20 protein-coding genes are annotated in these 21346 nt (G+C 66.2%); 10 read left to right on the top strand and 10 right to left on the bottom strand.

Annotated elements, in window-relative coordinates:
- The first annotated feature begins 84 nt into the window (after window positions 1-84).
- A complete protein-coding gene (locus BW971_RS07720) occupies window positions 85-1686 on the top strand; it encodes an alkaline phosphatase D family protein (RefSeq protein ID WP_076478085.1) in 1602 nt (533 codons plus the stop codon).
- Window positions 1687-1750: 64 nt separating this feature from the next.
- Here the strand turns inward: BW971_RS07720 and BW971_RS07715 are convergent, their stop codons facing one another.
- Window positions 1751-2305: a TetR/AcrR family transcriptional regulator gene (locus tag BW971_RS07715; RefSeq protein ID WP_083709437.1), complete on the bottom strand. Its 555-nt coding sequence runs from the start codon at window positions 2303-2305 to the stop codon at window positions 1751-1753.
- 81 nt (window positions 2306-2386) lie between these two features.
- On the opposite strand from BW971_RS07715, the gene BW971_RS07710 reads away from it, so the two are divergent.
- From BW971_RS07710 to BW971_RS07685, 6 genes are all read left to right on the top strand, one after another.
- Window positions 2387-3268 carry an SDR family NAD(P)-dependent oxidoreductase gene (locus BW971_RS07710; RefSeq protein WP_076478080.1) on the top strand — a complete coding sequence of 294 codons (882 nt, stop codon included), beginning with the start codon at window positions 2387-2389 and terminating at the stop codon, window positions 3266-3268.
- Window positions 3265-3711 carry a carboxymuconolactone decarboxylase family protein gene (locus BW971_RS07705; RefSeq protein WP_076478078.1) on the top strand — a complete coding sequence of 149 codons (447 nt, stop codon included), beginning with the start codon at window positions 3265-3267 and terminating at the stop codon, window positions 3709-3711. The genes BW971_RS07710 and BW971_RS07705 overlap by 4 nt, the downstream gene beginning before the upstream one ends.
- Before the next feature lie 124 nt (window positions 3712-3835).
- Window positions 3836-4258, top strand: coding sequence for a VOC family protein (locus tag BW971_RS07700; protein ID WP_076478076.1), 423 nt, complete (start codon window positions 3836-3838; stop codon window positions 4256-4258).
- A gap of 70 nt (window positions 4259-4328) precedes the next feature.
- Window positions 4329-4673 carry an ArsR/SmtB family transcription factor gene (locus tag BW971_RS07695; protein ID WP_076478074.1) on the top strand — a complete coding sequence of 115 codons (345 nt, stop codon included), beginning with the start codon at window positions 4329-4331 and terminating at the stop codon, window positions 4671-4673.
- Window positions 4670-5317 carry a dihydrofolate reductase family protein gene (locus tag BW971_RS07690; RefSeq protein ID WP_076478072.1) on the top strand — a complete coding sequence of 216 codons (648 nt, stop codon included), beginning with the start codon at window positions 4670-4672 and terminating at the stop codon, window positions 5315-5317. Before BW971_RS07695 ends, BW971_RS07690 begins: the two co-directional genes overlap by 4 nt.
- A 7-nt stretch (window positions 5318-5324) precedes the next feature.
- On the top strand, window positions 5325-5798 hold the full coding sequence (locus BW971_RS07685) for an SRPBCC domain-containing protein (RefSeq protein ID WP_076478070.1): 474 nt from the start codon (window positions 5325-5327) through the stop codon (window positions 5796-5798).
- Between the two features lie 17 nt (window positions 5799-5815).
- Here BW971_RS07685 and BW971_RS07680 read toward each other — a convergent pair whose 3' ends face one another.
- Window positions 5816-6277, bottom strand: coding sequence for an SRPBCC family protein (locus BW971_RS07680; RefSeq protein WP_076478335.1), 462 nt, complete (start codon window positions 6275-6277; stop codon window positions 5816-5818).
- 163 nt (window positions 6278-6440) lie between these two features.
- Here BW971_RS07680 and BW971_RS07675 point away from each other — a divergent pair, with 163 nt between their 5' ends.
- Window positions 6441-7883, top strand: a complete 1443-nt coding sequence (locus BW971_RS07675) for an amino acid permease (RefSeq protein WP_143690237.1) — start codon at window positions 6441-6443, stop codon at window positions 7881-7883.
- A gap of 51 nt (window positions 7884-7934) precedes the next feature.
- Here BW971_RS07675 and BW971_RS07670 read toward each other — a convergent pair whose 3' ends face one another.
- A complete protein-coding gene (locus tag BW971_RS07670; protein ID WP_076478333.1) occupies window positions 7935-8144 on the bottom strand; it encodes a PspC domain-containing protein in 210 nt (69 codons plus the stop codon).
- A 206-nt stretch (window positions 8145-8350) separates the two neighbouring features.
- On the opposite strand from BW971_RS07670, the gene car reads away from it, so the two are divergent.
- On the top strand, window positions 8351-11764 hold the full coding sequence (car, locus tag BW971_RS07665) for a carboxylic acid reductase (RefSeq protein ID WP_327200806.1): 3414 nt from the start codon (window positions 8351-8353) through the stop codon (window positions 11762-11764).
- 122 nt (window positions 11765-11886) lie between these two features.
- Here car and BW971_RS07660 read toward each other — a convergent pair whose 3' ends face one another.
- The 6 genes from BW971_RS07660 to BW971_RS07635 all read right to left on the bottom strand — a co-directional run bounded on the left by BW971_RS07660 (window position 11887) and on the right by BW971_RS07635 (window position 18787).
- Window positions 11887-13023 (bottom strand): CaiB/BaiF CoA transferase family protein, encoded by a 1137-nt coding sequence (locus BW971_RS07660; protein ID WP_076478066.1) that lies wholly within the window; start codon window positions 13021-13023, stop codon window positions 11887-11889.
- Complete coding sequence (locus BW971_RS07655) at window positions 13020-15224, bottom strand: acyl-CoA dehydrogenase family protein (protein ID WP_076478064.1); 2205 nt, start codon at window positions 15222-15224, stop codon at window positions 13020-13022. Before BW971_RS07655 ends, BW971_RS07660 begins: the two co-directional genes overlap by 4 nt.
- Window positions 15225-15233: 9 nt before the next feature.
- Window positions 15234-16103: an SDR family oxidoreductase gene (locus BW971_RS07650; RefSeq protein ID WP_076478062.1), complete on the bottom strand. Its 870-nt coding sequence runs from the start codon at window positions 16101-16103 to the stop codon at window positions 15234-15236.
- A 67-nt stretch (window positions 16104-16170) separates the two neighbouring features.
- A complete protein-coding gene (locus BW971_RS07645; protein WP_076478060.1) occupies window positions 16171-17070 on the bottom strand; it encodes a MaoC/PaaZ C-terminal domain-containing protein in 900 nt (299 codons plus the stop codon).
- A 39-nt stretch (window positions 17071-17109) separates the two neighbouring features.
- A complete protein-coding gene (locus BW971_RS07640) occupies window positions 17110-17544 on the bottom strand; it encodes a type II toxin-antitoxin system Rv0910 family toxin (RefSeq protein WP_076478059.1) in 435 nt (144 codons plus the stop codon).
- 52 nt (window positions 17545-17596) lie between these two features.
- Window positions 17597-18787, bottom strand: a complete 1191-nt coding sequence (locus BW971_RS07635; protein ID WP_076478057.1) for a lipid-transfer protein — start codon at window positions 18785-18787, stop codon at window positions 17597-17599.
- Between the two features lie 151 nt (window positions 18788-18938).
- On the opposite strand from BW971_RS07635, the gene BW971_RS07630 reads away from it, so the two are divergent.
- Window positions 18939-19655 (top strand): TetR/AcrR family transcriptional regulator, encoded by a 717-nt coding sequence (locus BW971_RS07630; RefSeq protein ID WP_076478055.1) that lies wholly within the window; start codon window positions 18939-18941, stop codon window positions 19653-19655.
- Here the strand turns inward: BW971_RS07630 and BW971_RS07625 are convergent, their stop codons facing one another.
- Window positions 19656-21260, bottom strand: coding sequence for a PucR family transcriptional regulator (locus BW971_RS07625; RefSeq protein ID WP_076478053.1), 1605 nt, complete (start codon window positions 21258-21260; stop codon window positions 19656-19658).
- Between the last annotated feature and the right edge of the window lie 86 nt (window positions 21261-21346).

Here is a 21346-nt window from a genome sequence, read left to right as displayed (position 1 = left end):
GTTCACGCGTCGGACACCGCATTGCACCCACATCGGTAACCTCGTGTTCGCCGTCCCGGAACTCGCCTGCCGCACCGTCGACTCATGCCCCTCGGTGACTCTCGGTTCTCACGTCGTTCCCTCCTGCAGACCGGTGTCGCCGGTGCTCTGTTGGTCCCTGCCGGTTCGCTGCTGACGCCGCGCGGATCCTCGACCTCGGGAGTCGCGGGCGCGGCACCGGGCCTGGTGCGGGCACGTCCGAACCTCACGCACGGTGTCTCCAGTGGGGACCCTCGTACCGATGGCGCGCTGATCTGGGCCCGCTCCGACACCCCTGCACGGATGGTGGTGGAAACCGCATCGTCGGAATCGTTCGGTCGCCCGAGACGGTTCCAGGGTCCCAGGCTCGACGGGTCCTCCGGAGGTACCGGACGTTTCCGGGTCAGCGGGCTCCCGCCGGGCCAGACCGTGCACTATCGCGTGACCCTGGAGGGAGAGAACGGCGCGAGGTCGCAGCCGCTCACGGGCACGTTCCGGACGGCGCCGGTCTACCCGACCAACGTGAGCTTCGTCTGGTCGGGTGACGTAGTCGGGCAAGGCTGGGGCATCAGTCGCGACGGCGGTATGTCCATCATGGGTGCGATCGCGGATGTCCGTCCCGACTTCTTCGTGCACTCGGGCGATGCGATCTATGCCGACAATCCCGTTCCGCAGACGCAGAAGCAGAACGACGGCAACACGTATCGCAGCGTCACCGCGCCCGCCAAAGACCACGTCGCCCAGACTCTCGAGGATTTCCGCGGAAACTTCGCGTACAACCTCACCGACCGCCACTATCGGCGGTTCGCGGCCACCGTTCCGCAGGTGATCCAGTGGGACGACCACGAGGTACTCAACAACTGGTACCCCGGCGAGAGTCTCGCCGGGCAGCAGCGCACGGGTTACACCGAGACCGACGTCAACACGCTCGCCGGGCGCGCGTTCCAGGCGTGGCGTGAATGGCAACCGGTACAACCTGCGGAGGCCGTCGACGGTCGGGTGTACCGCAAGATCTCCTACGGTCCCCTGCTCGACGTATTCGTCCTGGACATGCGCAGTTACAAGGATCCGAACCCGAACAACTGGGCCGCGGCCGACGACGGCGGGATCCTCGGCGCGAAACAGACACAGTGGTTGATCAACGGTCTCCGCTCGTCGAAAGCGGTATGGAAGGTCGTGGCCAACGATCTGCCGTTGAGCATCGTCGTCCCGGACGCGCTGTCGGACCCGAAGCAGGGCCCGACATCGATGGAGGCCGTCGCCCAGGGCGACAACGGTGCGCCGCGCGGGCGTGAGATCGCGTTCTCCCGGATCCTCTCGCATACCAAGAACGTCGAGAACATCGTCTATCTCACCGCCGACGTCCACTACACCGCCGCGATCTCCTACCACCCGGACCGCGCGGGTTTCCGTGACTTCGCGCCCTTCTGGGAATTCGTTTCCGGACCGCTGAACGCAGGCGCGTTCCCGAAGAGTCCGCTGGACGGCACGTTCGGCGCGCAGTACGAGTTCGTGCATGCCCCGGACAAGGCGAACGCGTCTCCCGCGGAGGGGTTTCAGCACTTCGGCCAGGTGTCGATCGACCCCTGGACGCGAGCGCTGACCGTGCGACTTCGCGATGCACGCGGGCACGCGCTGTTCACCAAACAACTGCCGCCCAGAAGGTGACCGTGGGCTCGGTCTCGGGCCGAGCGCCCCGTCGCCCGTGATCACCGGTGGCGACTGCCGCCTGTCAGAGCCGACGTGAGCGCCTGATCGGTTGTGCCAGCAGCGTATGCAGGACCTCGCGGTACTGCGACCCGGACAATCGCCCGACCCCGTCCACCGGCACCAGATAGCGGGTGAAAATGGCGCCGGCGAGAACCGTCAGCGCCGCAGTGGCGTTCTGCCGTCCGGTCGACCCGCCGAAGAATTCCACGAGCGGATCCATGATCTCGCGATCGATGTACTCGGCCAATGCGTCGCGCACGGCAGGTGTGCTGCCCGCCTCCCTGATCAACGCGGCGAGAAACGGGCCGGACACCGGATCGTCCCACGCTTCGAGCAACCCGTCCGCCAGTCGTCGGCCCACCGTCTGCGGATCGCCGCGCAGCGCCCCGGCGAGCACCTCCGCAGGTGCCAGTCTCAGGTGCATGACCTCGGCGAACAGGCCTGATTTCGATCCGAAGTGGTACCCGATCAGCGCGGGGTCGCATCCAGTCGCATCGGCGATCGACCGCAGAGTCGCACCGTGGTAACCGTGTTCGACGAAGGCTGTGGTCGCGGTGGCGACGAGCCGCTGACGCATGTCGGGACTCCCCCGTGCCGGTCGCCCGCGTTTATTCAACACCGTTGAAGTCTAGGGCCGGATCGATCAACGCTGTGCGCCATGACATCGACGACGAGCGACTCCGCACCGACAGTGTTGATCTCGGGCGCCTCCAGCGGCATCGGCCGGGCTGCCACCGCGGCGCTCGCCGCGGCCGGTTGGACGGTGTACGCGGCCGGGCGCAATCTTGAGAGGCTGCCATCGGGACGCGGCACCGGGGCGGGATGCATCATCCCGATCGCTCTCGACGTGACCCGGCCCGACTCGGTTGCACAGGCGCTGCACGAGATGCGCACGACTCTGAACGGCCGGACACTCGACGCGCTGGTCAACAACGCGGGGATAGGGCGGCTCGCGCCGATGCAGGTCGTCGACGACGATGACCTGCGGGCCGTGTTCGATGTCAACGTCTTCGGAGCCGTCTCGCTTACCCAGCAGGCACTCCCCCTGATGGCCACGGGTGGCCGGATCGTGTTCATCGGATCGGTGGGTGACCGCATCACGATGCCCTTCGGGGGTCCGCTGACCTCCTCCAAGTGGGCGATCGCGTCCATCGCCGAAGCGTTCAGGCTCGAACTGCGCGGGGTGGGAATCGGTGTGGTCCTGGTGGAACCGGGTTCGATCCACACCGCGGCCGTGGACAAGGTGGAGAGCCAGGCCGCCGAACTGGCCGAGCGCATCAGGGCTCACGACGCGTCGCTGGCCGCCAGATTCGAGCGGGCGACCGCGACTGCGGTGGCGAACGAACGTTCGGGTTCCGAACCCGAGGTGGTCGGCCGCGTTCTGGTGCGGGTTCTCAGCGTCCGACGGCCGCGCACCCGCTACCTCGTCGGGCGCCACGCGCGACTGCTCGCGGCTCTGGGTCGACTCCCCGACCCCGCGTTCGACGCGTTACGGCTCCGACTCTCTGACCAGACATCGACCGAGAAGGCGGCATCATGACACTCCCCGGGATCGACCACCTCTCGGCACTGAGCCCCGCGTTCGCCGCCGATGCACAGGCTCTCGGCATGCGTGCGTGGGGTCAGACAACACGGACCCCGCGGGAAACCGCGGCGGCGTTCCTCGGCTGTGACCTGGCCCTGGGACTGGTCGAGCTGCCCTTACGTCTGCACACGACGATGGCGCGACAACTGGGCGTCAGCACGGCTTACCTCATCGACGTCATCGTCGAGCTCGCACCTGCGGTCGGATACCCGCAGGCCGCGCAAGCGCTGGTGAACCTGGCCGACGTCACCGTCGACCAGGATGATGATCCCGCCACCGAGCGTGAGATCGCCGGAGGTCGCGCCGCCGCGCGGTCGGTCCTCGGAGTCCGGTCGGGTGGTCCCGTCGATGTCGGCGACATCGTGATCGAATACGGAACCATCAGATCCACGCCGTGAATTCGCGTCGGTCGACTGTGGGCAGCCATCGATACCGTCTCCACCGAGATGTGCGCAACCGGAGGCCGAAGTCGGTTCGCGGATGCAGAATCGTCGTCGAGAACCGGATCCGAGAGGGAGTGCCATGACGCAGCACAAGGTGACATCGTTTCTGTGGTTCGACAACCGGTCCGCCGACGCGGTGTCGTTCTATCAGTCGGTCTTCGGCGATGACCTCACGGCGTCGGGGCCGGAGTTCGAACTGTTCGGGCAGCGCTTCATCGCCTTCGACGGTGGCCCGTTGTTCCCGCAGACGGAGGCGTTCTCGATCATGGTGTCGTGCGCCGATCAGGCAGAGATCGACCACTACTGGGCGGCGCTGACGGCCGATGGCGGGACGCCGGGCCGTTGTGGATGGCTCAAGGATCAGTTCGGCGTCTCGTGGCAGATCGTGCCGGAGAATCTCGCCGCGCTGCTGAACCATCCCGATCCCGAGCAGTCCGCGCGGACCGTCGCCGCACTGCGCGCGATGGACAAGCTCGACATCGAGGCGCTCGAGAACGCCTGAGCGGAGCTCGATCGCGCGGCGATCCGCGGGACGGTTGACGTGGCTCGCGACTGGGCACATACTTAGGCCTGTGCCTAAGTATCACGACGAGCTCGACGCGGTGCTCCGTGCCCTCGCGGATCCGACGCGACGCGCCGTCGTGGAACGTTTGGCGAGATCGCCCGCCGTCGTGTCCGAGCTGGCGGCTCCGTTCTCGATGGCCCTGCCCTCGCTGATGCAGCATCTCCGCGTGCTCGAATCCGCGGGGATCATCAGCTCGCAGAAGGACGGACGCGTGCGCACCGTGACCCTCCGTCCCGGCGGTCTCGATGTCGTTCATCTATGGCTCGACGAACAGCGCACCCCCGCAGAACGCCAGGCCGATCGGCTGGGCATCCACCTGACCCGCACCACCAGGAGAGAAAGACTGACATGACCCGCGTCCGGATCGATCTCAACATCTCGCTCGACGGATACACCTCGGCCACCGATCACTCGCCGGAGAACCCCATGGGTGAGGACTGGGGCGCATTGACGGCGGCCTACACCGGTACGCGGACGTTCCGGAGCAGGGTTCTCGGCGACACCACCGGCACCGGCACGACCGGCGTCGACGATGCTCACGCCGCGGCGTACTTCGACAACATCGGGGCGGAGATCCTGGGTGCGGCCATGTTCGGATTCCACACCTTCCCGGACGACCCGGAATGGAAGGGCTGGTGGGGAGACGAACCCCCTTTCGGCGTACCGGTGTACGTGCTGACCCACCGGGCTCCGCTACCCGACCTGCCGATGGCGGGCGGTACCACTTTCCGCTTCCGGAGTGGGTCGATCGAAGAGGTGCTCGCCGAGGCAGCCAGTTCAGCCGAGAGCCAGGACGTCCGCATCGGTGGCGGTATCGGCACCGCGCGGGAATTCCTGTGCGCCGGCCTGGTCGACGATCTGCACGTCGCCATCGCGCCGGTGATCCTCGGTCGCGGCAACCGTGTCTGGGATGACCTGCGCGGGCTCGAGCTGAGCCACAAGGTCGACACCGAGGTCGCCGAGAGCGGCACCCTCCACGTCAGCTTCACCCGATAGCGGCCAGATGACGATCGAACGCCGGCTTGCGCACAGCGGTTTCACGTTGACCCGGGACTACGACGCCCCGCCACAACGGGTATGGGACGCTTTCGCGGACGAGGAGAACAAGTTGGCCTGGTGGGGGGCCGGGGACGCCGTCGAACCTCGGCAGTGGGCGTTCGACTTCCGGGTGGGTGGCCGCGATGTCGCCGAGGGCAAGTTCCACGACGGCCCGGTCTCCCGCTACGAAGCCACGTATACCGACATCGTCGAACATGTCCGGATCGTCACGACGTACGACATGTGGCTCGACGGGATCCACATGTCGACGTCGGTCGCGACACTGGAATTCGAGCGCATCGGGACGGGTACCCGGTTCACCCACGTCGAACACGGCGTGTTCTTCGACCAGTTCTGGGCCGACGGACCGAACCGCGAACGCGGAACGCTGGGCCTGCTCGAGGCCCTGGACACGTACCTGGGACAGCCCCGCGGTTGATACTCGGGGCGGCGGTCTCAGTCGACCGCCGCGGCCAATCGTCCGAGAGTCCCCTCGAGTTGGTCTGAGGACACCAGGGGGAACCCGACCTTCTGCAACAGGTCCTTGTCGGTGACGGCGGACCAGTCGTAGGTGTGTCGGACGAGAGTGGTGCCGGGCCCCTGGGACTCGAGCTCCCACAGCCATTCCCACCCGGGAGGCTCGGTACCCGCGGGTGCGGTTTTCCACGCCAGCAGCTTGTCCTTGGCGTAACCGGTGACGTGATTGTCGGTCTTGTACTCACCGCCCATGTGCGGACCGTCCATGTTCATCGTGAAGACCTCGCCTACCGCGGTGATGCGATCTGCGTGGTCGATCCCCCGGACGAAACCCGATCCGTCGAGGTCCAGATGGCGCTCGGGATTGCTGAGCACGTCGAAAACTCGGTCGACCGGTGCGTCGATGATCCGTTCCACTGTCACGCTCGTTTGCTCGCTCATCACACCACCGTGCCGAACGACGCGGACGATGGCAACCGCGCGCTGCAAGCCCAACCCTGGTTTGACCCACGCTGAATCCAGCGCTTGCGAACCCGGTCGGTCGTTGACATCTTGCTTCCATCCCCGCAGGTGACCGGGTGACGGGGGTTTCGAGAGGCGCATCATGTCCGACTCCGACGTGGCTGCATCCGATGCCGAACTGGGCAAGGGCTTGCGGCGCCGTCACATGAATCTCATCGCGCTCGGCGGGGTCATCGGAGCGGGCCTGTTCGTCGGAAGCGGTGTGGTCATCGCCGACGCGGGCCCCGCGGCGGTGGTGTCGTTCCTCATCGGCGGCCTGATCACGATGTTGATCATGCGGATGCTGGCCGAGATGGCCGTCGCCCAGCCCGTGGTCGGGTCGTTCTACGTGTACGCCCGGCGGGCGCTGGGCCGCCGAGGTGGTTTCGTCACCGGATGGCTGTACTGGTACTTCTTCGTCGTCGTGGTCGCCGTGGAAGCGGTCGCCGGCGGTCGCATCGTCCAGCTGTGGCTGCCCGAGGTGCCGCTCTGGGTGTTGAGCCTGGTCCTGATGCTCACCCTGACGGCAACCAATCTCGTCTCGGCGCGCTCCTTCGGTGAGTTCGAGTACTGGTTCTCGTCGATCAAGGTCGTGGCGATCGTGGTCTTCCTGTTCGTGGGCATCCTCTGGATCACCGGACTCTGGCCGGACTCCACACCGGGGCTGTCGAATCTCGTCGACCACGGCGGCTTCACCCCGTCGGGTTGGGGTGCTGTGCTCGCGGCGGTGGTCCCCTGCGTCGCCTTCTACACCGGGGCTGAGATCGTCACCATCGCTGCCGCCGAGTCCGACGAGCCCGAACAGGCCGTGTCACGGGCGATGAGGTCGATCATCCTCCGGATCATCCTGTTCTACGTCGGGTCCATCTTGGTGGTGGTCACAGTCCAGCCCTGGAACACCAAGAGCGTGGGGGTGAGTCCGTACGCCTCGGTTCTGTCGGTACTCGGCATCCCCGCGGTGTCCACCATCATGAATCTCATCGTCCTCACCGCCGTGCTGTCGTGCCTGAACTCCGCCCTGTACACCACATCACGAATGGTGTTCGCGCTCACCACACATGGTGACGGGCCTCGGTTCTTCACCCGACTGTCGGCCAACGGTGTACCGCGACGCGCGATCCTGCTGGGCACCGTTGTCGGCTACGTGTCGGTCGCGGCGACCTACATCTGGGGCGATGTGGTGTTCGACTTCCTCGTCAACTCGTATGGAGCCGTCGCGCTGTTCGTGTACCTGATCATCGCCGTGTCGCAGGTCGTGTTGCGGCGGCGGGTCGAGCGGCAGGATCCCACGGCGCTGCGGCTGAAGATGTGGTTGTTCCCCTGGCTCAGCTACGCGACCATCGCGGTGATGGTGGCCGTCATCCTGGCGATGGCATTCCTGCCCAGCACGCGTTCGCAGTTCATCATGAGCGGTGTCACGCTGGTGGTGATACTTGTCGCCTACGAGCTGACGCGCTGGAGGTCACGCCGCTCGGGTACCGACGAGGTCATCGATCCCGACGCGAGTCGCACGGTCGCCACCGCTTCCACGGAGACCACCTCCTGACCGTCCGACCGCAGACCCCGTGGCGCCATAGGTATCGGTGGGTGCCACGGGTCAGGCAGGGGCCTTGGGAATGACGATCCATAGCGCGAGGTAGACCAGCACCTGAGGGCCGGGCAGGATCACCGACAGCACGAACAGCGTGCGCACGAGGGCCGGGCTCCAGCCGAAGTGCGCGGCGAGACCGCCGCACACACCACCGAACCACTTGTCGGTGCGCGAGCGCTCCAGGCGCGGTGAGCGGTGTACGGGTGCTGTCGTCATGGTGACGTCCTCTCGGTTGTATCCGGTCCCCTCGATTACAGCGCCCCACGGACGTGCGGTCATCGGGGATGACCCGGACATCCACCCCCATATCTCGTGGGATGTCGCCCAATCGGACTTCGCGGCCATTTCGGGTGCGGCGGCGAGTGAGAAGGTTCACGTTTCCTGGCGAGCCGTCGCAACCGAGCGTTTGCTTAGAGTTGCTAATGAAGTCTCGACGAAGAGGTGTGATGGTGCCCGGTTCCCTGCTGCCCGCGTCCGCGATCGACACTGCTGGTGCCGATCCTGCTGTGGTCGAACGTGTTTCGGCTGAGACTTCGGTATCGGGCATCGTATCCGTTCTGGCGGACGGATACGGCGATCGCGCTGCGATGGCGTGGCGACCGGGAAATGCGAGGGCCTGGCGAACCCTGACATACGCCCAACTGGCTTCCCGCGTCGACGCCGTAGCGACGTCTCTGGTGACCCGATTCGGCCTCGGGCAGGGCGATACGGTGGCCATTCTGGGTTTCACCAGTCCCGGATACAGCATCGTCGATCTAGCGGTCACCGGTCCCGCGGGCGGTGTGTCGGTCCCGCTGCAGACCGGTGCGTCACCGTCGAGTTGGCAGCAGATTCTGGAGGAGACTGCCCCGCGTGTCCTGGCCGTCGCGGCCGAACACCTGCCCGCGGTGACCGGGATCCTCGCCGCCATGCGCCGGACAACCGTCGAGCATCTGCTGATCTTCGATACCGAAGACGTGGATGTGGACGATCTCGATCGTCGACGACGGGAGATCGAAGGTACCGTCGCGCAGCTCACCACCACACTCCACGACGACCTCACGCATGACGTGGTTGCGCCCGTGCGTCGCGATCGGGATCCCGACGCATTGGCACTGCTGATCTACACGTCCGGCAGCACCGGGACACCCAAGGGTGCGATGTATCGGCAGTCCGCCGTCGCGCGCATGCTCCGCAACGGATTCGGCCTCGCGTTCAGTCGTGACGATCCCCTGCGCTGGGTGACCTTGAACTTCATGCCGATGAGCCACGTGATGGGTCGTACCACCCTGCTGCAGACGCTGGGTAACGGGGGGACCGCATTCTTCACGGCGCAGAGCGATCTGTCCCAACTGCTCGACGACCTCGCCGAGGTACACCCGACCCAATTGCAGTTCGTCCCGCGGGTCTGGGAGATGCTGTATCGGGAGTACCTCGCCGACCGGGCCCGCGGCGCCGACGACGCCACTGCGCTGTCCGATCTGCGGACCCGCTACCTCGGTGCGGGCGAGGTACGGGCCGTCACGGGATCGGCACCGATCTCGCCCGACGTCGCCACCTTCGTGGGGGACCTGCTCGGCGAGCCACTGATCGAGGGCTACGGGTCGACCGAGTCCGGTGGCGTGCTGTTGAACGGTCACATCACGCGGCCGCCGGTGATCGCGTACCGACTGCGCGACGTCCCCGAACTCGGTTACCGGAGCACGGACCGACCGCACCCGCGTGGTGAGTTGCTGGTCAAGACCACCGACATCTTCGCCGGTTACTACCGTCGTCCCGAACTGACGGCCGAGGCCTTCGACGAGGACGGGTTCTACCGAACCGGGGACATCGTCGCCGAGATCGCGCCCGACGAGTTGCGCTATCTGGATCGCCGCAACAACGTGATCAAACTGTCCCAGGGCGAATTCGTGACCGTATCGCATGCGGAGGCGGCACTCGTCGCGCCACCTGTCGAGCAGATCTACGTGTATGGGAACAGTTCTCGGCCGTATCTGCTGGCTGTCGTCGTCCCCACCGCGGGCGCCGTCGTCGACGCCGGTGGTGATGACGACATACTCCGTGCCCGGGTGAACACCGCGCTGCGCGACATCGGGCGTGACGCCGGGCTGTCGGCGGTCGAGATCCCCCGCGAGGTCATCATCGAACGAGACCCGTTCAGCCAGCACAACGGATTGCTCACCAACACGGCCAAACTCGCGCGCCCGGCACTCAAGGCACGGTACGGCAACGCCCTGGAAGCGCTCTACGGTGAGTTGGAGGCGGGCAGAGATGACAAGCTGCGCCTGGCCAGGGAACAGGCCTCCGAGCGTCCGGCCGAGCAGACCGTGATCGACGTCGCGACCGCACTGCTCGACCTTGCCGAGGGTGATATCGGACCCCAGTCGCATTTCACCGACCTCGGCGGTGATTCGCTCACTGCGGTCACCCTGGGAACCGAACTGCGGGAGATCTTCGACGTGGAGGTGCCCGTCGGAGTCATCACCTCCCCGACGACCGACATGTCCGGACTTGCGGCGTTCGTCGCGGCTCCTGGCGGACAGCGACCGACCGCGGCGTCGATACACGGCGACGGTGAGACCATCCGTGCCACCGACCTCACGCTCGATGCCTTCTTGGACCCGTCGACCATCGCGAGAGCGTCGGATCTGCCCCCGGCACCGGGTGAGCCGCGAACCGTGCTGGTGACCGGTGCCACCGGATTCCTGGGGCGCTATCTGGCACTGGACTGGTTGCGCCGCATGGACATGAGCGGAGGGACCGTCATCTGCCTCGTGCGTGCGTCCGACGCCGACGCCGGACGTATTCGCCTGGACGACGCCTTCGACACCGGTGACGACGAGCTGCTCGCCGAATATCACCGGCTCGCCGGCCGGCATCTACGTGTGGTGGTCGCCGACAAATCGGCTCGTCACCTCGGCCTCGACGACGACACCTGGCAGGAGCTAGCGGAGACGGTCGACCTGATCGTGGACCCGGCCGCGCTGGTCAATCACGTACTCCCCTACCACGAACTGTTCGGCCCCAACGTGGTGGGAACAGCGGAGCTCATCGAGTTGGCCCTCACCGAATGCGTGAAGCCTTATGTGTATGTGTCGACGGTGGGTGTGGCGACCCAGATCGCGCCCGCGGAATTCGTGGAGGACGCCGACATCCGCGAGATCAGCGCTACCCGGAGACTCGACCACGGTTACGCAAGCGGCTACGGCAACAGCAAGTGGGCAGGTGAGGTCTTGTTGCGGGAGGCGCACGAACACCTGAGCTTGCCCGTCACCGTGTTCCGCTGTGACATGATCCTGGCCGACGATCACGATCTCGGCCAACTCAATCTGCCGGACATGTTCACGCGGCTCCTCATGAGCGTGCTGGCCACCGGACTGGCACCGCGCTCCTTTCACGAGCTGGGGCCGGACGGTTCGCCGATACCGTCGCACTACGACGCGCTCCCGGTGGACTTCCTGGCGGCCGCCATCAACGCCCTGGTGGACGACGACGGATTCAGTACCTATCACGCGATGAATCCACACGAGGACGGCGTGGGGCTCGACCGTTACGTCGACTGGTTGATCGACGACGGCGCGGAGATCACTCGTGTCGACGACTACGACGAATGGTTCACCCGGTTCGGTGAGGCGATCACCAACCTGCCCGACACACAGCGTAGACATTCGCTTCTTCCGTTGTTGGACAACTACGCTCGACCGACCTCGGCCGTCATTGGCGGAATCGCACCCGCAGACAGGTTCCGCGATGCGGTGCGTCGTGCGAAGGTGGGACGACACAAGGACATCCCACACATCACTCCGGGCATCATCGCCAACTACGCCCGCGGTCTGCGTCATCTGGGGCTCACCTGACCGCACCTCGATCGGCCGCCGGGGCCGCACCGACGCGCTCGTGGGTATCCCGCTGTTTCACTCCTCGCAGCGTCGGATTTCCTGAACGGCAGGATCATCCGCGTCGAGGTGCCCGCGATCGGCTATTCGACCGCGCCCTCCGACGTCAACTCCGCGATCTGCTCGGCGGTGTAGCCGATGTCGGCGAGGACGGTTGTCGAGTCCGCTCCGGGTCGCGAACCCGCTGTCGGAGTGGCCACCACACTGCGACTGAACTTCGGGGCCGGCGCGGGTTGGGTGATGCCCCCGACGCTCACGAAGCTCTCGCGGGCCTGATTGTGCGGATGATCGGCGGCCTCCCACGGCGAGAGGACCGGCGTCACACACGCATCCGACTCGGCGAAGATCGCCGCCCATTCATCGCGGGGTCTGGTGGCGATCACGGCCGCGATACGCGTTCGCAATGCGTCGGCCTCGTCGAGGTCGTACTGCTCGGGTAGGTCCGCGTCGGTGAGCCCGAGGGTCACGAGCAACTCTGCGTAGAACTGCTGCTCTACACACCCCACGGCGAGGTGTCGCCCATCGGCACACTCGTAGGTGTCGTAGAAGGCCCCGCCACCGTCGAGCAGGTTCTCACCGCGATCGCCGTCCCACAGGCCGGATGCGTGCATTGCGTGGACGAAGGCTGTGAGCAACGCCGAGCCCTCGACCATCGATGCGTCCACGACCTGACCGAGTCCTGACGACGTCCGCTCGTGCAGCGCCGCCATCAGACCCATCGCGAGCAATAGTCCGCCACCACCGAAGTCGGCCAACAGGTTCGCCGGTGGAACCGGGCGCTCACCGGTCCGACCGATCAGGTGCAGTGCACCCGACAGCGCGATGTAGTTGATGTCGTGCCCCGCGCGCTGGGACATGGGGCCGCTCTGTCCCCATCCGGTCATCCGGCCGTAGATCAGGCGCGGGTTACGGGATGCACAGTCGTCGGGGCCGATGCCCAGTCGCTCGACGACACCGGGACGAAATCCTTCGACCAGGATGTCCGCCGTCTCCACCAACCTCAGGACGACATCGCGTCCCGCTGCGGTCCCCAGGTCCACCGAGATGGAGCGCCGTCCGCGGTCGAGGACGCCGGACGGGGACAATAGCCCCCCACCGTGTCCGGCTCGGTCGACGCGGATGACGTCGGCGCCGAGATCGGCCAGGATCATGCAGGCGAAGGGTCCAGGAGCCAGACTGGCGATCTCGACGACGCGGACACCCCCGAGTGGCCCACTCAAGCGGCGTCTCGTGGTAGTCCCAGCATGCGTTCGCCGATCACGTTGAGCTGCACTTCGGTGGTCCCGCCGTAGATGGTGGTGGCCCGGCCCGAGATCAGCTGTTCGATGGCCTTGTCACTCGGTTGCCCAGGAACGACCACCGCACCTGCGATGCCGAGCTCGGCCACCACGAATTCCGAGATGGCCTGTCCTAGAGCCATCCCCAACAGCTTTCCGACACTCGAGGTGGTACTCACATCCGCCCCGGACAGCTGTTTGAGCACCACGCGCGCACTGATGACGTCGATGGCGCGACTCTCCGCGATCAGCTCGCCGACGCGCACACGCGCGGTGGGGCCGAGATCGCGTCCCGTCGTGAACTTGAGCAGGTCGCTGTCGGTGGCGTAGGCCTCCATCTTCGCGCTCAACGCCACACGCTCGCCTGCCAGCGTGGTTCGTGCGACATTCCACCCGTCGTTCACCTCGCCGACCACGCAATCGTCGGGGATGAAGACGTCGTCGAGAAACACCTCGTTGAACAACGCCGAACCGGTCATCTCCCGTAACGGACGCACGGTCACGCCCGTGGCCGACATGTCCAACAGGAAGTAGGTGATGCCCTGGTGTTTGGGACGACTCGTGTCGGTCCGGGCGATGAGCATCGCCCACTCCGCGAACTGCGCCACCGTGGTCCAGATCTTCTGCCCGTTGATCACCCATCCCCCGTCGACCTTCTCGGCCTTGGTGGACAGAGACGCGAGATCGGACCCGGCACCGGGTTCGCTGAAGAGCTGACACCAGACGATCTCACCCTGCAGGGTCGGGATGGCAAGATCCTTCTTCTGCTTGTCGGTGCCGTGGGCGACGATGGCGCCGACGGCCCAGCCACCCATCAGCAACTGGGGTAGCGCGATCTCGGCGCGCGCCAGTTCCTCCGAGATGACCACCTGCTCCAACGGTGACGCACCCCGACCGAACGGCGCGGGCAGGTGCGGTTGCACCCAACCCCCGTCGCCCAGGGCGATGAGCTGATCGTCTTCGCCGAGCGCCGAGAGCGGGACCAGGCTCTCCCGGATCGCACCGCGGATCTCCTCGGCCTCGGCGGGCAATTCGATGTCGGTGGGTAACGTCTCGCCCGCCAACGCACGATCGGCGACAGCAGCGGCGCGCGCCTCGTGGGTGCCGAGCTGAGCCCGGATCGACAGGGCGCGACGGTAATACAGGTGAGCATCGTGTTCCCAGGTGAACCCGATACCACCGTGTACCTGAATGCAGTCCTGAGCGCAGCCGACAGCTCCATCCGGGACGATGACGGCAGCGACATCGGCGGCGAAATCGGCCGTCGATTCACCGCGGTCGAGGGCCCCGGCGGCGTCCCAGAGAACGGCCCGCGCCTTCTCCAGCGCGATACCCATGTAGGCACACTTGTGCTTGACTCCCTGGAACTGTCCGATGGGCCGTCCGAACTGCACCCGCGTCTTCGCGTACTCAGACGCCGTGGACACGCACCAGGAGATGATGCCGACCGCTTCTGCGCCCAGGATGACGGTGGCGATGGAATGCATCCGGGTGGCGGTCAGCCCGGTCAGGATGCGGTCAGACGGCACCACGACGGTGTCGAGCTGCACGCGCCCCGCGCCACGGAGGAGGTCGATGGAGTCCTGCGCCTTGATCGAGACCGACGCGGCGTCGACGGCGGCCCAGACGATCTCGTCGTCGACGAGGAACGGCACGACGAACACGTCGGCGGTGACGGCGGTCAGCACCCCGTCGTAGGCACCCGAGGCCACCAGATCTGCACCCTCTCGCTGTGCGGTGATCGCTTCACCCAGGGCGACGGTGCCGGTGATCGATCCGTCGATCAATCCGGGCAACAACTCGAGAGAGACCTTGGATTCGGTCGCCGACAGCGCGGCACTCGCCAGCAGAGTGGGCACGAACGACCCCTCGGCGATGGTGCGCCCGAAAGCCTCCAGCGCCACAGCGAGGGTCAACAGACCGGCACCGTCGCCACCCGCGGTCTCAGGGACATGAAGGCCGAGCAAACCCTGGTCCACCAGGCCTTGCCAGAAGGTGGGGAATTTCTCGTCCCCGGACCGCTCGACCGCGCGGCGCATCTCGTCGTGATCGACATCGCGTTCGGCGAAGCGACGCACCGACTCGGCCAGCGCGGAATGATCGTCGTTCAGGCCGATCCCGAGTTCGTAGGAATTTCTCGACATGTCGGCCCCTCAGCCGAGCCGCGCGGCGACGTCGTCGATGGTCCACGGGCCATCGGACTCGATGGCGTCGGCGGTGTGCCAGCCGATGAGCTCGGAGATGGCGCCGCCCTGGACCGCGAACACCTTGCCGGTGAGTTTGGAGTTCGGGTCGGCCAGGTATGCGACCACCGGTGCGATGTTGGCAGGGCTGAAGGCGTCGAATTCGCCCTCGGGGACCTCTTCGGCGAACAATGCACTCATCCCCGGGGTCGCCAACGTGAGGCGAGTGCGCGCGATCGGAGCGATTGCGTTGACCCGGACGCCGTAGCGCTCGAGTTCCTCGGCCGCGACCTGGGTGAGGGCGGCGATACCGGCTTTGGCCGCGCCGTAATTGGCCTGCCCGGCGTTCGGCATGAATGTGCCCGATGCGGACGCGGTGTTCACCACGGCGGCCGAGACGTCCTCACCGGCCTTGGAGCGGGCCTTCCAGTACGCCGCGGCGTGGTGCAGACAGGCCGCGTGACCCTTGAGGTGTACCGCGATCACGGCATCCCACTGATCCTCGGTGATGCCGGCGATGAATGCGTCGCGCAGGATGCCCGCGTTGTTGATCAGGATGTCGAGCCGCCCGAACTCCGCCACGGCCTGGTCGACGAGTCGACCGGCACCGGCCCATTGGGCCACGTTGTCGGTGTTGGCGACGGCGCGGCCACCGGCCGCGACGATCTCGTCGACGACGTCCTGCGCCGGGCCGGCATCCGTTCCCGTTCCGTCGTTGGCGCCGCCAAGGTCGTTGACCACGACCGATGCACCTTCGGCGGCGAGCAGCAGAGCGTGCTCCCGGCCGATCCCGCGGCCGGCGCCGGTGACGATGGCCACCGTTCCGTCAAACCGTCCCATGTCGCTTGATCTCCTCGAAGTCGTTGGTGGTGGTGATACGCGGCACTCACGTGGTGAGTGCGCGGAGTCAGACCGTGAACACGGCCAATCCGTCCTTGATGACGATCTCGTCGGCCGAGGTCGTCTGGAATCCGTAAGAGACCGTGTCGTCGGTGCCCTCCGGGTCGTCGACCTGCCAGAACGACGTGGTGATGTCGTTGCCGGGCAACACCGGTTTCGCAAACCGAACCGCCAGTCGACGCAACCGGCTGGTGTCACCGTTGGCGAGCTCGGTCAACCCCGCCCAAGAGGTGAACGCCATGGTGCACAGCCCGTGGTTGATGATGCCGGGAAGCCCCGACATCCGGGCGATCTCGTCGTCCAGGTGGATCGGCATCGGATCGCCCGACGCCGGTGAGTATCGAAATGTCTGGTCGGAGTCGATGTGTTGGACGACGGTGACCAGCGGGTCCTTCTCGGCGACGGCGGGGTCGAGACGGTGCTCGGGAGTCGGGTCACCCTCTCCCACGCCGGCGTCGACGTTGCGGAAGAAGGCGGTCAACCACTGCTCGTTGACCAACTCGCCCGCGGCGTCGCGGGTCTCGGCGTACACCGCGACGGTCGACCCGTTCTCGCGGCCCACGTACCCGATGGGACGCGCGAGCACCGTGAGGTCGTCACCGGCACGAATCGGACGATGGAAGACGAAATCCTGCTCGCCGTGGACCAGTTTGGGCAGCAGTTCAACCGGGGCCACCGAGAGTGCGGCCGGGGCCATCGATCCGAACACCGGCACGACCGCGAACACCGGCGGTGCCACGGCACCCTCGCGATGCGTGGCTATCGGGTCGTTGGTGGCGGCTGCGTACTCGGCGATCCGCTCCGCGGTCACCGCGAAGTGTTCGGGATCCGTCCACTCGCCGATGGCGTCACCGTCAAAGGTGACCGGCTTCGCCGCGGGGCGGGCGGCACTCTCGGTACTCGACACAGTTCTCCGTAAGCTCGTCGGGGGTTCGGCGAACGGTGGTCACCCGGCCAGGGCGTTGAACTTGTCCATCGACTCGCGCAGGTCGGCTTCGCAGTGTTTGGCGACCGACTTCCCGATGGGTCCCACGATCATCGACCCGGTGAACGTGGCATCGAACGACGCCGTTGCACCGGCGTCACCCGAGGGCTCGACGCGCAACACGAATTCGATCTTGACGCCCGCCATACCGGTTCCGGTGATCCGCAGGAACTTCGGCGCGCTGACCTCGGCCACCGTCCACTCGATCTTGTTGGCCATGTTCATCACCGAGACCACCTCGGTGAACACGTTGCCCTCCTTGAGCTCGGCGGGCAGTTCACCTCGCCAGCCCTGATGGATGGTGAGCCACTCACCCCAGCGCTCGAGGTCGCTGAGCAGAGCCCACGCCTTCTCGGGGGTGGTGCCGACCTCGGTGGATACGGAAACGGATGCCATGGAATTCCTCCTGGTGATGAGAGTTGAGAGTGAAGAATGACGAGCGTGGTGGTCAGCGTTGGGCCGGCCGATAGGCCGTGATGACGACCGCGCCGCCGAGACCGATGTTGTGCTGGAGGGCCACCGCCGCTCCGTCGACCTGACGCTTGTCGGCGGCACCGCGGAGCTGCCAGGTGAGTTCGCTGCACTGTGCGAGACCGGTGGCGCCCAGCGGATGTCCCTTCGAGATCAAGCCACCGGACGGGTTGACCACCCACCGGCCGCCATAGGTGGTTTCGCCCGCGTCGACCAGCTTTCCACCGTCTCCGGCCGCGCAGAGCCCCAGCGCCTCATAGGTGAGCAGTTCGTTGGTCGAGAAGCAGTCGTGCAACTCGATGACGTCGACGTCGTCGGGGGTGATCCCGGCCTGTTGATAGACGCGCTCAGCGGCTTTGCGTGTCATGTCCGCGCCGACCAGGCTGATGGCGCTCTTGTCGTCGAAGGTGCTGTTCATGTCGGTGACCATGGACTGCCCGACGATCTCGACCGCGCGGTCGCCGAGACCGTGCTGTTCGACGAAGCGCTCGCTGACGATGACCGCCGCACCGGAACCGTCCGATGTCGGCGAGCACTGCAACTTGGTGAGCGGCCCATAGATCGGCTTGGACTCCAGGATTTCCTGCAGCGTGTACTCGTCCTGAAACTGGGCGTAGGGGTTGTGCTGCGAGTGACGGTGGTTCTTGACCGCAATCGAGGCGAACTGTTCGACCGTGGTTCCGTAGCGCTCCATGTGTTCGAGGCCGGCCGCACCGAACATGTACGGAGCCGGTGGCATGGCGAACTCCTGCAGTTCGGCCAAGGCCAACAGATGTCGCATCATCGGCTGCTCGCGGTCGTCGAAAGTCGAACCGAGCGAACCCTTTTGCATCTTCTCGAAACCGAGCGCGAGAGCGCAGTCGACCGTCCCGCTGCGCACGGCCTGCGTGGCGAGGAACAGAGCCGTGGATCCGGTGGAGCAGTTGTTGTTGACGTTGACGATCGGGATGCCGGTCATTCCCAATTCGTAGAGCGCTCGTTGACCCGAGGTGGACTCGCCGTAGACGTAGCCGACGTAACCCTGTTCGACGTCCGTGTAGTCGATGCCGGCATCGTCGAGAGCCTTCGTGCCCGCCTGCTGGGCCATCTGCGGGTAGTCCCACTCGATCGCTCCGGGCTTCTCGAACTTGGTCATCCCGACCCCTGCGACGAAGACCCTGGTCGTCATCTCGGCTCCAATCCGTGATTATGGCGGCCACGCATCGCGCACTCTTCGGACAGGACGGAATCCGCTGTTGCGCAACGCGTGGACACGATGTCCCACACAAACTATGTGGGACATGGCGTCCAAGTCAATAGGCACGCCCTATCCTGATGCGATGCCGGATTCCGAGGAGACCGTCGAGACCGGCGACGGCCGCACCCGTCGCTGGGACGAACACAAGCAGGAACGTCGACTGCGCATCCTGGAGGCCGCGGTGGCGTTGTTCTCCGAGCGTGGGCGCGAGGCGGGAGTCAAGGACATCGCGGAGCGCGCGCGACTACCCCGCTCGGTGGTGTACCGCATCTTCAAGGACCGTGACGACCTGGACGAACAGGTCCGGGAGTTCATCGTCGCGGACCTGATGTCGGCTCTGACGCCGACACTGGTCCCGCATGGCACCATCCGCGACGCCATCCGCGACTCGGTGGAGAGTTACGTGGGATGGCTGGAGAAGAACCAGACCCTGCACCTGTTCCTGGGTGCGGGTTCCACGTCCCGACCGACGGCCGGATCGCATGTCGTCGTGAGCGCCAGAACGTCCATCGGTTCGGACGTGGCGAACTATCTGTACCAGTTCTTGTCGGCCAAAGGTGCCGATCCTCGATTCGCGCAACCCCTGGCCTTCGCCCTCATCGGCACGGTGGACGCAACGGTCAATCGCTGGCTCAGTCAGTCCCAGCCGCGGATCTCACCGACGGAGCTGGCCGAGTTCCTGCAGATATCGCTGTGGAGTCTGATCGAGGCGCACTGCCGGATTCTCGGTATCGACATCGACCCGGACATGACCATCGACAATCTTGATCTGGTCGGCGACCCACCTACCGCGCACTGATCACCCAGCTGCGGCTCCCGCCCGCTGTGCGTCGTGGACCATCAGGGCCACCTGCAGTGAGACGAGCGACTCAGGATCGGCGAGGTCGATACCGCCCACCTCCTCGATGGTCCGCAACCGCTTGTACAACACGGGCCTGCTGATGTGTAGTCGCCGTGCGAGCGCGACTTTGTTCCCGTTCACCTGAAGATACGCACGTAGAACGGACAGGAGTTGGGGTTGCGACGCGATCAGGGTGCGCAGCTCGCTCTCCGCGAAAGCCTGTACTCGCGGGTCGTCCCTGAGCAACGCGAGCAGGCCACGGAGCCGAACATCCGTGGCGCGATAGAACGCACGCGAGACGCCTTCCATGGCCTCGGCGACCTCGGCGACATGTGCGACCGCGGGCAGACTCCCGATGGCGTCACCGATTCGGGGTTCGCTGTCGCCCACCGCGACGGTGCAACCGACGACGCCGCCGACTCGGGTCACGACGGCGCGAACGCGGTTCGCCACATCGGTCAGGACATGGTCGGCGCCGGCACGGGCTTCGCGTAGTGCGATCACGGCGTCGACCTCGCCCTCGCGGCGGATCGTCGACAGGGCGGTGTGTCCGGCCGTTCGGATCGCATGGGATACGGCATCGAGTTGCTGCACGTTACGTCGTTGTGCCGACACCGGATCGGTGTCGGGGACGGAGCGGTTCAACCGGATCACCATCGGGTGGTAGACGGCCGCCCGGCCGACACCGAGGGCGTGGGCACGCGCGGCGATCTCGTTCTCGCCGGTGACGCGTGCCTCGATGACGTCGTCGATGAGGCCACTCTGCGCCTTCTGGTGCAGGCCGGTGCGATCGCGTTCGATCATCCGGTGCAGTGCCAGCGCCACCGCGGCTCGCTCCAGCACCCGAAGGGTTCGCGCGGGCGCGGCGACCTCACGCGGCACCACCAGGCGTCCCCACGTCTCGCCTCGCGGTCCCACCACCGCCGCGGTCCAGCCCTCCGACACCACCCCGGAGTCGGGGTGGTGTCGCGACCGCCGCTCCCAGTCGGCGAGCACGCCGGCAATGTCGGTCTGTGATCCGCTGGACGAGGCCAGCACCTGGTGTGCGAGGTCCTCGAGGACGACGGGCTGGTCGAGCATGCGCGAGGCCGCATCGACGATGCCGCCCATCGAGGCGCGCCGCATGCTGAGGTCGGTGAAGGTCTCGTGCACCGCACGATCGAAGGCGACGGCGTCATATTGCTCGGCGACGATCCGGCGATGCACGGCCTCCGTGACCTCGACGAAGCGCACCGTCCGGTGCAGAGCGACGAGCGCGAGACCGTGGTCTCGGGCAGCGGTCCCGACCGAGTCCGACAACGCGGCAACGGTCTCGCCGATCTCGACGATCACCCCGACCACGCCGGCCGCGGCCAGCCCGCGCAGGTAGGCCGCGGGTGACCGCACGAGGGCCTCGCCGGTGGTCAAGACCAGTTCGCCACCCTGCAGGAGTCCCGACAGATCCGCGACGTCACTGACGTGCACCCACCGGATCGCGTCGCCGAGCCGATCGTCGCAGATCACCTGCGGACGCCCGTGCTGTACCTCGGGCAGGTCGATGACATCGCGGACTGTCACTGGCATTGACAGAGTGTATTCGAATAGGTCGATTTCGATACATGATGTAGTCACTCGACAGCAGCTCGGTGGTCGATGATCGAGGGGCGGTC

The sequence above is a fragment of the Williamsia sterculiae genome, from assembly GCF_900156495.1.
In the GTDB taxonomy this organism is placed as follows: domain Bacteria; phylum Actinomycetota; class Actinomycetes; order Mycobacteriales; family Mycobacteriaceae; genus Williamsia_B; species Williamsia_B sterculiae.
This window is presented reverse-complemented; position numbering and strand designations above follow the sequence as displayed.